This window comes from Solibacillus sp. (assembly GCF_040273735.1).
Classification (GTDB): Bacteria; Bacillota; Bacilli; order Bacillales_A; family Planococcaceae; genus Solibacillus.
In genome coordinates, this window is sequence record NZ_JBELZM010000002.1 from 57,146 (window position 1) to 69,853 (window position 12,708).

Annotated in this window: 13 protein-coding genes; 8 read left to right on the forward strand and 5 right to left on the reverse strand. The window is 38.6% G+C overall.

Annotated elements, in window-relative coordinates:
* Positions 1-98: 98 nt before the first annotated feature.
* Entirely contained in the window at positions 99-1,190 is a 1,092-nt protein-coding gene (locus tag ABS917_RS02425; protein ID WP_350477516.1) for an NAD(P)-dependent alcohol dehydrogenase, read from the forward strand.
* 50 nt (positions 1,191-1,240) lie between these two features.
* Here the strand turns inward: ABS917_RS02425 and ABS917_RS02430 are convergent, their stop codons facing one another.
* Complete coding sequence (locus ABS917_RS02430; protein WP_350477517.1) at positions 1,241-1,924, reverse strand: TraR/DksA C4-type zinc finger protein; 684 nt, start codon at positions 1,922-1,924, stop codon at positions 1,241-1,243.
* 163 nt (positions 1,925-2,087) lie between these two features.
* Here ABS917_RS02430 and ABS917_RS02435 point away from each other — a divergent pair, with 163 nt between their 5' ends.
* On the forward strand, positions 2,088-3,752 hold the full coding sequence (locus tag ABS917_RS02435) for a ribonuclease J (RefSeq protein WP_350477518.1): 1,665 nt from the start codon (positions 2,088-2,090) through the stop codon (positions 3,750-3,752).
* 105 nt (positions 3,753-3,857) lie between these two features.
* Here ABS917_RS02435 and ABS917_RS02440 read toward each other — a convergent pair whose 3' ends face one another.
* Together ABS917_RS02440 and ABS917_RS02445 are read right to left on the reverse strand one after the other, a co-directional pair.
* Positions 3,858-4,409, reverse strand: a complete 552-nt coding sequence (locus tag ABS917_RS02440) for an integrase (RefSeq protein ID WP_350477519.1) — start codon at positions 4,407-4,409, stop codon at positions 3,858-3,860.
* Between the two features lie 284 nt (positions 4,410-4,693).
* Positions 4,694-4,984: a KGG domain-containing protein gene (locus ABS917_RS02445; protein WP_350477520.1), complete on the reverse strand. Its 291-nt coding sequence runs from the start codon at positions 4,982-4,984 to the stop codon at positions 4,694-4,696.
* 369 nt (positions 4,985-5,353) lie between these two features.
* Here ABS917_RS02445 and ABS917_RS02450 point away from each other — a divergent pair, with 369 nt between their 5' ends.
* A complete protein-coding gene (locus ABS917_RS02450) occupies positions 5,354-7,147 on the forward strand; it encodes a carbon starvation CstA family protein (protein WP_350477521.1) in 1,794 nt (597 codons plus the stop codon).
* A gap of 35 nt (positions 7,148-7,182) precedes the next feature.
* On the opposite strand, the gene ABS917_RS02455 is transcribed toward ABS917_RS02450, so the two are convergent.
* Complete coding sequence (locus ABS917_RS02455; RefSeq protein ID WP_350477522.1) at positions 7,183-7,746, reverse strand: GNAT family N-acetyltransferase; 564 nt, start codon at positions 7,744-7,746, stop codon at positions 7,183-7,185.
* Positions 7,747-7,952: 206 nt separating this feature from the next.
* Here ABS917_RS02455 and ABS917_RS02460 point away from each other — a divergent pair, with 206 nt between their 5' ends.
* From ABS917_RS02460 to ABS917_RS02470, 3 genes are read left to right on the forward strand one after another with little or no spacing between them, the layout of a single operon-like run.
* On the forward strand, positions 7,953-8,729 hold the full coding sequence (locus tag ABS917_RS02460; protein ID WP_350477523.1) for an ABC transporter ATP-binding protein: 777 nt from the start codon (positions 7,953-7,955) through the stop codon (positions 8,727-8,729).
* Positions 8,730-8,740: 11 nt separating this feature from the next.
* A complete protein-coding gene (locus ABS917_RS02465) occupies positions 8,741-9,682 on the forward strand; it encodes an ABC transporter substrate-binding protein (protein WP_350477524.1) in 942 nt (313 codons plus the stop codon).
* A gap of 19 nt (positions 9,683-9,701) precedes the next feature.
* The gene (locus tag ABS917_RS02470; RefSeq protein WP_350477525.1) at positions 9,702-10,463 is read left to right on the forward strand and encodes an ABC transporter permease; all 762 of its coding nucleotides are present in this window, start codon (positions 9,702-9,704) and stop codon (positions 10,461-10,463) included.
* Between the two features lie 15 nt (positions 10,464-10,478).
* Here ABS917_RS02470 and ABS917_RS02475 read toward each other — a convergent pair whose 3' ends face one another.
* Positions 10,479-10,907: a winged helix-turn-helix transcriptional regulator gene (locus ABS917_RS02475; RefSeq protein ID WP_350477526.1), complete on the reverse strand. Its 429-nt coding sequence runs from the start codon at positions 10,905-10,907 to the stop codon at positions 10,479-10,481.
* A 163-nt stretch (positions 10,908-11,070) separates the two neighbouring features.
* Here ABS917_RS02475 and ABS917_RS02480 point away from each other — a divergent pair, with 163 nt between their 5' ends.
* Complete coding sequence (locus tag ABS917_RS02480) at positions 11,071-11,586, forward strand: DUF4242 domain-containing protein (protein ID WP_350477527.1); 516 nt, start codon at positions 11,071-11,073, stop codon at positions 11,584-11,586.
* Between the two features lie 20 nt (positions 11,587-11,606).
* Positions 11,607-12,650: an acyl-CoA dehydrogenase family protein gene (locus ABS917_RS02485; protein WP_350477528.1), complete on the forward strand. Its 1,044-nt coding sequence runs from the start codon at positions 11,607-11,609 to the stop codon at positions 12,648-12,650.
* The last annotated feature ends 58 nt before the right edge of the window (positions 12,651-12,708 follow it).

The window sequence follows — 12,708 nt, forward strand, 5'->3', positions numbered from 1 at the left end:
GTTTTACGATCTGCTTTTTATTATTAAGTGTAATTACAAAATGATTGGGAATAGTAAGGTAGGTGAGAATAAATTAACAAATAAGGAGACACAAAGAAATGAAAATTACAGCAGCTGTAACTGAAGCACAAGGAAAAGATTTCGTCTTGCAGGAAGTGGAACTTGCATCTCCTAAAGCAAATGAAGTATTGATTAAAATTGTAGCAACTGGTGTTTGTCATACGGATGCGGTAGCACGTGATTTAGCAATTGCTCCACTTCCTGCCGTTCTTGGTCATGAAGGATCGGGAATTGTGGAAGAAGTAGGTGAAGGCGTATCAAGTTTAGAAAAGGGTGACCATGTTGTCATTTCATTTGCACATTGCGGTTCATGTCCAAACTGTTTGACTGGCCATCCTACAGTATGTGATACGTTTAATCCACTCAACTTTGGCGGTGTCCAAAATGACTATACAACACGCCTTTCAAAAGATGGTACCGAGTTAGCAACATTCTTCGGCCAGTCTTCATTCGGGACATATGCAATTGCACATGAGCGAAATGTTGTAAAAGTAGATAAAGATGTTGACTTAGCGTTGCTTGGTCCTCTAGGCTGCGGGATTCAAACAGGTGCCGGGACAGTATTAAATCGCCTTCGACCACAATTTGGTTCCACAATTGTCATATACGGATGCGGGGCTGTTGGTTTGTCCGCATTGATGGCAGCAAAAATTGTAGGCTGTAAACAAATTATTGCCGTGGACGTCCATGATTCCCGATTGGAGTTTGCAAAAGAACTAGGGGCGACACATGTATTGAATGGACGAAATGTTGATGTCGTAGCCGAAGTGAAAAAGATTACCAACGGCGGTTCAAACTATGCTGTTGAAACGACAGGTGTACCGCCCGTTGTCAAACAATCCCTAAATGCATTACGCCCATTAGGTACTTGTGCCATTGTAGGTGTAACACCTGAAATGGCAATTGATGTCCATAACGATATTATGGCAGAAGGAAAAACAATGATGGGGGTCATTGAAGGAGATTCGGTACCCCGAGTTTTTATACCGGAGTTAGTCAATTATTATAAAGATGGTAAATTCCCGTTTGATCGACTCGTAAAATTTTATGAATTCGAACAAATCAACGAAGCATTTGAAGACTCTAAAAAGGGGACTACTATAAAGCCCATTTTAAAAATCGCTAAATAATGATAAAAGCCGAGAACACAGAAATTCTCGGCTTTTTGATTATATTGCGGTCATTCTAAATAATCGTGTTTACGTGCTTCATCTGCATATTCTTTGGAAATTTGCCCCTGAAGATAATCTTCTTTTGATACATGCAATATTTCCAGTGCGGAATAAGTATCTTCATCATCTTTGTCTTTATATAAATCATTGTAGTGATCGAAATCCCCTTCAAAATCTGCTGGTGTATCGGAGTTTCCATACTGTGCAACAATTTGGAAGGAGTCTTCGTTATCTTGAAGTTCATCATCCTTTTCCCGATTTGAAAAAGAGTTGTCAACAGCCGGATGGAGCAGTTGTTCTTCAACCGGTCGATCTGTTGCAGGAGTTTTTGCATTACTATGCTCAATACAAAAAGTAGTATACGGAATTGCTTGCAGCCGATCATATGGGATTTCTGTTTGGCATTTTGCACAAACTCCATATGTACCGTCATTCATCCGTTCAAATGCTGCTTCGATTTGGTCCAATAAGTCATCACTATGCACTTTTAGCGCCATATCTTTTTCACGGTCATATAATTCTGTCGCCAAATCCGCGGGATGATTGTCGATAGTAGAGAGTTCATCCGTAGAATCCCTTAAACTGGCACGAGCAATAATTTCATTTTCATTTGTATTGACATCACCAATCAATTCTCTTTTTTGTTCGATGAGCAGACGTTTTAATTTGGTAAGCTGTTTTTCGTTAAGCATCATAATCAATTCCTTTCGATTTTAGTATGAGCGAAATACGATGAATTATTTCAGAACATGGTGAACTGCTTTCGTATAGTTTCTTTTTAAATTAGAAATACTAGTAGATAAGGCGAAAATTTATGCACACATAAAAATATCCATCCTATAGGAGGACTCGAAGTTGCTAAATACTGAAAATACATTATCCATCTTTGCACTTGGCGGCATTAATGAAATCGGAAAAAATATGTATGTCATTGAATATGGACAAGAATTAATCATTGTTGACTGTGGGGGAAAATTTGCGGATCAAAGTTTATTAGGAGTCGATTTGATTATTCCGGATTTAAGTTATTTGGAGGAAAATAAACATAAAATCAAAGCTTTAGTTGTAACACATGGACATGAAGATCATATTGGCGGTATCCCGTATTTGTTGAGGAAAATTAATATGCCAATTTACGCTTCCAGATTTACACTCGGTTTAATTGAATTGAAATTGAAGGAGCATAAATTGCTCCGCGATTCAGAATTAAATGAGATTAATGCAGAATCGAAAATTAGTTTCGATCAATTATCACTCACATTTTTTAAAACGAGTCATAGTATCCCTGACTGTTTAGGGATTGTTTTTCATACACCTGAAGGGAAAATCATTCATACAGGTGATTTTAAGTTTGATTTTACTCCTGTCAATGATCAAACGTCGGATATTCACAAAATGGCAGCACTCGGTTCGGAAGGGGTGCTTGCGCTTATTTCCGAAAGTACAAACGCTGAACGTCCGGGATTTACACCATCCGAGCAAGTAATTGGACGTCATTTGGATGAGGCGTTTCAAAAAGCGACCGGAAAAATCTTCATTTCTACATTTGCATCCAATGTAAATCGTATTCATCAAATTGTCGAAGCAGCAAAAAAGACAAATCGAAAAATTGTATTATTAGGTCGCAGCATGGTCAATGTTACGTCTGTAGCGATGAGACTAGGCTATCTGGATATTCCAGGGTGGATGCTGATCGAACCAAGAGAGTTAAAAGAGTTACCACCGGAACGGGCAGTAATATTATGTACAGGAAGCCAAGGGGAACCATTAGCTGCGCTTTCCCGACTCTCAACTGGTCGTAATCGAGATGTCAAGGTTGTCCAAGGAGATACGGTTATTTTCGCAGCTTCTCCTATACCGGGAAATGAAAAAGATGTTTCAAAAATAGTTGATAATCTGTTTCAGCTTGGCGCAAAAGTAGTTTACGGAAATTCAAGCATTACCGGTATGCACGTTTCCGGACATGGCTATCAAGAAGACTTAAAAATGATGCTGACACTCATGAAACCCAAATATTTTATTCCGATTCATGGAGAATACCGCATGCTTCATATTCATCGTTCATTGGCGGAAGCGGTTGGAGTTGAAAAAGGGCATACATTTATTCTTAAAAATGGTGAAATCGTTGATATTAAAGGCGGGGAAGCACGGCAAACACGTGCAATTCCGGCGGGAGATACGTATGTGGATGGTACTGGAAGTGATGAAGTCGGTGAAATCGTACTGCGGGATCGAAAGCAGCTATCCGAAGATGGGATGCTTGTTATAGTCGTCACAATCAGTAAATTCGATGGTTCCATTATTTCAGGTCCGGACAGTATTTCACGAGGATTCGTCTATGCAAGGGAATCCGAAGGATTAATAAATGATATTAACGAAATTGCTCAGGCAGCTGTAGAAAACTTTAATGAAGCCAATCCTTTTGCTATGAAAAAAGCGATTAAACACGCGGTAGATCAGTATATTTTTACATTAAAAATGAAAAAGCCAATGATTTTGCCGATAGTTATTGAAATATAAAATTAAATTAAATTATTAAAGAAAAACGATCTTGAAAGGAAATATTCGCTTTCAAGATCGTTGTTTTATTACATGCATTAATTCTTTTTTTGGGGCTCACTAAAATTAGGCAGGCAGAAGCTCTGTTTGTTCAAGCAGCTGTTTGTATGCCGCCAAATCTTCTTCATAATTTCTAATATATGTGGAAAGACTATGTTTTTTTATCAATTCAAATGAATTTTGATCGATGAATTGTAATTTTTGATTCAGGGTTTCTGCATTAGCCCATGCTGTTTCCTCAAAAGCAATGTTCATTTGATGTTCTTCAATAATCATACCTAGTAATTCAGGATTATTAAAAATTTCTTTAGTAGAATATTGATCTCGCATATCAAAATAATCGAGGGTTCTAGTTAAAGAAGCATCTAGTGCAGGACGGTCAATAGCATGACCTAGTTCATGAAGTGTAATGGTTTTTACATATTGATCAAATGGAATGCCGGATAGTTCTCCAGCTGCTTTCACTAAACGGTTTGCATCAAAACTAACAACATTTGTTATAAAGTTATAGCTCATATTTACGCCGGTATGATCCTCTTCCAACATTGTAATGAGGCCGGTAGCCTTTATAGTGGAATAAATTATTTCATATAAAAATTCGTTTGTAGATTGTTGCATGTTTGCGCTCATTTCCTTTTCTCTATATATAAAATAAATAAGAAAACACAATAAAGCGCTTGCGTAAATTAACGCAAGCATAAAATAATATATAATTACTATATAATATTTTCAAGTAATTTGTTTGATTATGTATACTGTTGGAGAGAAATTTTGGATAAGCGAATAAAAGCATACAAAAAGGATGTTTGCCATTCTTCTAAATGACAAACATCCTTTGTTAACGTAAATATTTAAGATTTACATCCGGAATTAACCTATCTTCAAGGTCAATTAAATGATTATTATTTATTATTGTTGTTATTGTTTTTACGGCTCGCTTCTCCGCCTTTGCGGCCAGCTTCTTCACGGCTCATTTTGCCGCCGCTGTTGTTATTGTTGTTGTTGTTGTTGTTGTTGTTGTTATTACCGCCTTGGTTGTTTCCGCTGCTCGCTTCTCCACCTTTACGGCCGATTTCTTCATAAAATTCTCTACCATGGTTATTAGATGTAGCTTCTCCGCCTTTACGACCCGCTTCTTGAACCGTCATTTGTCCGTCATTCTGATTCTGATTACGTTTGTTGTTATTAGCCATTTCTTACATCCTCCTAGTGAAAATTTTTTAGCTTATTGCTAAGCTTACTAGTTAAATTCCCATCTCGCACAATATTAAACATTAATTATATTTCATTTATATTACAAAAAAATGATATAAAGTTATTAGAAATAACTGATGATGTTCTTTCAATTGAAGAAATTTTTCATATAACATAGGTATGTGAAGCATTGTAAGGGAATATTATTTATATTATTTAGATAATTTATACAATTTCGGTAGTTTAGTATGATAAAATAGCTATTATGCATAATTTTCAGTTAATTTTAAATATTGTGATACAACAGTTTAAAACTTTGTTATTGTTATATCACAACATAAGAAAGATACATAAGGGGGGAAAGCGAAATGAATGCAATTACACTAGTAATTGGGGCGATATGTATTTTAGTAATTGCCTATCGTTTTTACGGGATTTTCTTTACAAAAAAAGTATTAAAGATTAATGAAGATACGCCAACACCTGCAAATGAAAAAAATGACGGACAAGATTACGTGCCGACAAATCGTTGGGTAGCTTTCGGGCATCACTTTGCAGCAATTGCAGCAGCAGGACCGTTAGTTGGACCAATTTTAGCCGCACAATTCGGTTATTTACCGGGTTATCTTTGGTTATTAATTGGTGCTGTTATTGGGGGAGCAGTACACGACGCCGTTGTATTGTTTGCTTCGATGACAAAAGGCGGGAAGTCATTATCGGAAGTTATGCGTGAAGAGCTTGGGCCTGTAGCCGGTTTTTGTACAGGATTAGCGATGCTATTCATTATTACAATTACAATGGCTGGTTTATCAATGGTTATTTTAGGAGCTTTAGCAGAAAACCCTTGGGGAACTTTTGCTGTTGCCGCAACGATTCCGATTGCGATGCTCATGGGTCTGATCAATAAATTTACAGGGAACTTGAAGATTTCAACGATACTTGGGGTCATCCTCCTCGTTGGAGCCGTTTTCTACGGACCGTCAATTCAAGGTACTTGGTTAGGTGATGTACTAACATTGGACCGTGAAACATTATCGATTCTATTGCCGATTTATGCTTTCTTTGCGGCGGCTTTGCCAGTCTGGTTCTTACTGGCACCACGCGATTATTTAAGCAGTTTTATGAAAATAGGGGTATTTGTTGCTTTAATCATTGGTGTGTTTATTATTAACCCTGCAATCCAGTTCCCTGCAATTATTCCAGACTTCCTGGGAGGCGGTCCAATCGTAGCAGGTCCTGTGTGGCCTTTCGTTTCGATTACAATCGCTTGTGGAGCTATTTCCGGTTTCCATGCATTCGTAGGGTCCGGTACTACACCGAAAATGTTAAATCGCTGGGATGATATCCGCGTAGTTGGTTTTGGTGCAATGCTCGTAGAATGTGTCGTTGGGGTAATGGCACTGATCGCTGCAACTGTATTACACCCGGCAGATTACTTTGCGATTAACTCATCACCGGAAGCATTTGCGAAATTAGGAATGACCGTTGTCGATTTACCGGTGCTCTCAGAAGCGATTGGCATGGATTTAGAGGGGCGTACCGGTGGTGCTGTAACCCTTGCAGTCGGTATGGCATCCATATTTGCCGGGGTAGAATGGTTTAGCCATCTAACCGCTTACTTCTATCAATTTGTTATTATGTTTGAAGCTGTATTTATATTAACTGCAATTGACGCAGGTACACGTACAGCGCGTTACTTAATTCAAGACTTTTTAGGAAATGTGTATAAGCCGCTGAAAAAGACGGATTGGCTCCCGGGGGCAATTGGGGCAAGTGCATTGGCCTGTATCATGTGGGGATACTTATTAAATTCGGGGGATATTGCTTCTGTCTGGGCATTGTTCGGTGTATCCAACCAGTTGATGGCCTCCATTGGACTTGTATGTGGTGTAACATTCGTATTGAAAGTAGCAGATAAACGGATTTATGCATTAACTTGTTTTATTCCGTTAGTGTATTTATATATTACGGTAAATGTAGCCGGATTCTGGATGGTGAAAAATGTCTACTGGAACGAGATGGCTGGTGGTTACAATATTTTAAACGGTATTTTATCAATTATTATGCTGACATTAGGATTGATCATTGTAATTACATCATTCATAAAATGGCGTGAACTTTGGGCGCATCCTCGTTTCACAAAACAAGCAACTGCTAACTAAAACAAATAAAAAAGAACGGAAAATTAGAGTAATCTCTAAATTTTCCGTTCTTTTTGTGTTGGATATAAATAGTTGAGAAAGTCGTCCCTGAAAACAGCATTTAAAATACACGGCTGCTTTTGTCTTTTTTCCAGCAGTAAATGTTCTTCGGGAAATTGCTGTTCGATATTTAAAGATATGAACGGGAGTTTTTCCTGTGCTTTTTGGGAACGCAAATTGACTGTACGTGCACCGGCGAATACTACCTCAAGATGCAAGTATTCAAATGCTATTTTCAAAAGTTCTATTTTAGAGGCCAGGTTATAGCCTTGTCCCCAATAATCCACTCCAATCCAGCTTCCGATATGGCATTGCTTATTGGACTGATCGATAAACATCAGTGTCGTAATCCCGATCAATTGATCCTCTTCATTCAAAATTAAACGGGAAATAGTTTTCCCTTCAGATTCCTCCATTATTGTATTAATAATAAAGTTTTCCGTATCCTCCACAGATTGTGTAGGGAGTCCGAGGGCATTCTTTACTTCGGGCGCCTGTGATAAACGGTGGATTTCTTTGGCATAGCTAAGTGCTTGTGGAATCAATGTTACTTTTTTCATTCATATAACCTCACTTTCCGATAAAACATACGAAATCTACAGAGAGCAGATTGCTCTATATTACATTATATTCTAAAAATATCCGATTATTTTTTAGAAAATAAAAATAAATTAAAAAATAAGGTTGTTTTATTTAAGTAAGTATAATAATATAACTCATATAATATAAAACCAAGTTGAATAATCGGTATTGGGGTGAGAAATAATTGTCGACAGCTAAGATTGAAATTAATGAGGTTTCAAAGTCGTATGGAGAAAAAGGTCCGACGGTATTAAAAGATGTTTCCTTTAATATAAAACATGGCGAAGTGATTGCCATTCTGGGGAAAAGCGGTTGCGGTAAAAGTACATTGCTAAATTGTATCGGTGGTTTTGAAACGATTAATCATGGACAGATTCTGCTTGATGGGATTGCCGTTACAAAACCTAGTAAACGCTGTATTATGCTTATGCAAAATTACGGACTGCTGCCATGGCGCTCTGTTCGGAAAAATGTGGAGCTTGGGATTGAGAATTCGGGGTTATCGCCTGCTGAAATTACAAAAAGAGCGTCCCATTATTTACAGATGGTCGGATTGGAAGACCGTGCAAATGCATTGCCTAGCGAGTTGTCGGGCGGCATGCAGCAACGCGTCGCAATCGCACGTGCATTGGCGATTCAGCCAGAAGTTATTTTAATGGATGAACCATTTGGAGCGCTTGATACATTTACACGCTATTATTTACAGGATGAATTGAAACAAATCCAGCAACGCGAGAAAATGACGATTGTATTAGTAACCCATGATATCGATGAAGCAATTTATTTAGCAGATCGGATTCTCATCATGAAGCCAAATCCTGGTGAAATCCATAAAGAAGTTGTACTGAGGTTGCCAAAGGAACGCAACCGTGCTGATATGGATTTTCAGCATTACCGTGAAATTATATTCAATGAATTCCAATTTACTCATGATAAAGCAGCAATCGAATTTAATATTTAGGAGGATAGTAGATGAAAAAAGTAGTGTTAATCATGACAATCCTGTTCGTGGCATTGTTGGCTGCATGTGGGACGAATGAAACAGGCGGTTCTGCAGGTGACGGGGAAAAGCCAACGATTAAAATTGGTTATTTACCGATTACACACGCAGTTCCGTTATATATGCAGAATGATGAAAAGTATGAAGATTACAATTTAGAGCTCGTGAAATTCGGTTCTTGGCCGGAGCTGATGGATGCACTGAATACTGGTGCAATTGACGGGGCATCTGTATTGATCCAGCTAGCGATGAATGCAAAGGAAAAAGGCATTGATCTAAAAGCAGTGGCACTAGGTCACCGTGATGGCAATGTATTAATCGGTGGTAAAGATATAAATTCCGTGGAAGAACTGAAAGGAAAAACTTTTGCGATCCCAAGCAGGTTTTCAACACACAATATTTTGTTGTATGAAATGCTGAAAAAACATGGCATTGCTTATGACGATGTAGATGTTATCGAATTGCCGCCGGCGGAAATGCCTGCAGCTTTAGCGGAAGGGCGTATTGCTGGTTATGTAGTTGCTGAGCCATTCGGTGCGATATCCGTGGCATTGGAAAACGGGAAAGTACTTTATCAGTCAGAAGATATTTGGAAAGATTCAATTGATTGCGGTTTAGTATTGCGCGGTCAGTTTATTAAAGACAATAAAGAATTGGCAGGGAAGTTTGTCAATGACTATGTAGCAGGCGGAGAGCTTGCACAAGGGAAAGACGACCATATGCATGAAGTAGTTGGACAATATTTGACAGTTGAAAAAAATGTATTGGATATTTCATTAGATTGGATTTCCTATGACAATTTAAGCATTGAACAAGACAGCTATGCGATTCTGCGTGATGCATTACTGGAAATGGGATTATCCGAAAACCCGCCTTCCTATGAAGATTTTGTTGATGCTAGCTTTGTAAATTAGTAGAGGATGGAGGGATATTATGGCGATAGTGAAGAAGTTGTCCCCGATTGCACTTGGCTTTCTATTATTACTTGTCGTTTGGCAAGCTGCAATTATGATAGGCGGGCATCAGTCGGCACTTTTCCCTCCGCCTTTAAAAGTGGGGGAAGCATTACTTGCGATCATTTCCGATGGCTCGCTGTTTGCACATATACAAATTAGTTTATTACGATTTTTCTCAGGTTATCTAATCGCAGTCGGTGCAGCTATTTCGTTAGGGTTGATTTTAGGAAGGTTGCCGGCTGTCTGGAAAATGCTCGACCCGGTAGTTCAAGTACTGCGACCGGTTTCGCCGATTGCGTGGTCACCGTTTATCGTTTTATGGTTCGGCATCGGCAATATGCCTGCAATCGTTATTATTTTTATCGCTGCATTTTTCCCGGTCCTATTGTCGACGGTATCAGCGGTTAAAAAAGTCGACAAAACATATTTACGCATTGCATCGAATTTTGAAATGAGTCCTTTTGAAACAATGAGAAAAATTATATTGCCTGCTTCATTTCCGATGATCGCTAATGGGCTGCATATGGCGCTAGGTTCTGCCTGGATTTTCCTCGTAGCGGGGGAAATGGTCGGTGCGCAATCGGGTTTGGGATTTCTGATTGTCGATGCACGAAATTCTTTAAGTCTGGATTTAGTCATGGCAAGTATTGTTGTAATCGGGGTACTTGGCCTTTTACTGGATAAAGGCATTCATTATTTTGAAAGCTGGGTAAATCGCATTTGGGGAGGCGCAAAATAAAACTGCCTAAAGATTTTAGACAGTTTTTAACGGCCGTATATGAATCGTGTCGACGCGTTCGCCTGTTTCAGTAGAATAATATCCGACCTCTACACGCTGTTCATCAGGACCAACGATTTCTTTATAGCAGGTTTCCAGATGATCAGCACCCCATATAATCATTGCATTGAAAACATGGTCAAGGGCGGTACCTTTTTCGGTTAATGTATAACGGTAGCGTGGGGGATGGACGGAATATAGCTCACTTTGAACGATCTGTGCTTCTTCCAATTCTTTTAACCGGTTTGACAGAATATTTGCTGACAAACCTGGAAGCTTCAGCTTAATATCATTGAAGTTAGTTTCACCGATCAGCAGTTCATGAATGATGAGAAGCGTCCAACGATCACCAAGAATATTTAATGTTTGTGCAATGTTACAAGGTAAGTCATAACGTGTTTTCATGTTTTCGCCTCCTTGTTACAAGTATAAACATTAATTTTATGCAATGCGAGTTAATTTTTTTAACCTGTAAAAGTCATTAAAAATGGGTATTCATAGTGCGCTCTATCAGAACGCCTATTTGAATATATAACAATCTAACATTTACTATTAGGAGGAAAATACAATGAGTTTATATTTAGTAGAATCAACAATTAACGAGGTTTCTTCAAAGGAAGCATTTTCGGCTTTAGTCGAAAAAGTGCATACTACAGAAGGTGTTGGAGTTATCGAAGTTCAAGTGGCGAAAGATTTTTCACGTGGCTATTTCATTATTGAAGCATCTGATGAGGAAGCTGCAAAAACAGCATTACAAACTCAAGGCGTTGCGATTGATTTAGTAAAGGAAGTACGTTTAATCGGTAAAGAACTTGATGAAGTCAAAGCAGGCGGCGAGCAAGTAAACTACCTAGTAGAATGGGAAATTCCTGCAGAAATCACAATGGAAAAATATTTGGAGCGTAAAAAGAAAAATTCGGTAAAATACGAAGAAGTTCCAGATGTAAAATTCTCTCGTACGTATGTATGTGAAGATATGACAAAATGTTTATGTTTCTATGATGCACCAGATGAAGCAGCTGTAAAACGTGCACGTGAAGCAGTACAAACACCGATCACTTCATTAACGGAATTGGCAGACTAAAAGGAAAGGATGCGGGGACAATGGCATTGAACAAAGAATTGTTAGAACGAATCATCGATGATAAACTGAAGCCCGTAGTGAAGAAGGTCGATGAGCAGGCACATTATGCAGAAGATTATATTTTAGCGCTAAGTGAGGCTGGTTTCTTCCGATCGGCAAATAAGGACCAATCGACGCTATTACAAGATGAGGCAGCGGTTGTTCGTGAAACAGCAAAGGTTTGTATGACAACAGCGTTTTGTGTTTGGTGCCATTTAGCCGCATTAACGTATTTACGTAATAGTAGTAACACGCATTTAAAGCAAACAATATTACCTGAGCTGGAAAACGGCGTAAAACTTGGTGCAACAGGTTTATCAAATGCAATGAAGTACTATTCTGGATTAGAAAAACTTCATCTGAAGGCAGAAAAGACAGAAGAAGGCTATGTCATTAATGGAACATTGCCTGCTGTATCAAACTTGGGGAACCGTCATTACTTTGGTGCAGTTGCAACAGTCGATACTCGTGAAGTTTTGGTACTTGTTCCAACTGATATCGAAGGTCTTGAAATGAATGAAAGGCTTGGTTTCCTTGGAGTAAATGGCAGCGCGACATATTCATGTAAATTTGATCATGTCGTAATTTCGAAAGACTTTGTCATTTCCGAAGATGCAAAAGCATTTTGCGATATTATTCGCCCTACGTTTATTTATTATCAAGTTCCGCTTGGTGCAGGTGTAATTGCCGCAGCAGTTGAAGGTATTGAAAAAGTAAAGGCTAAGCAAAACGGCTGTAATGACTATTTAAAAGTACAGGCAACTGAACTGCGCGATCAATATGAAAGAATTAATGCAGAGTTGAACAATTTGGCAAGTAATTTGTCATTGAAGGAGATTGTCAACACACGTCTGCAAGCAGTGCACGACACATTGGCTGCGGTACAGGCGAACATGATTCACAATGGAGCTGCCGGTTATGTTGCAGGAAGTGTACCATCCCGTAAACTGCGTGAAGCATACTTTTTTGCCAACTTGACGCCGACAGTCCGACATCTGGAAAAAATTAAATCATCTTTTGCTTGAGTTTAAAGAGGCAAGGATAACCCGAAAATATCATTTTCTCAGTGAGAAAAATGATATT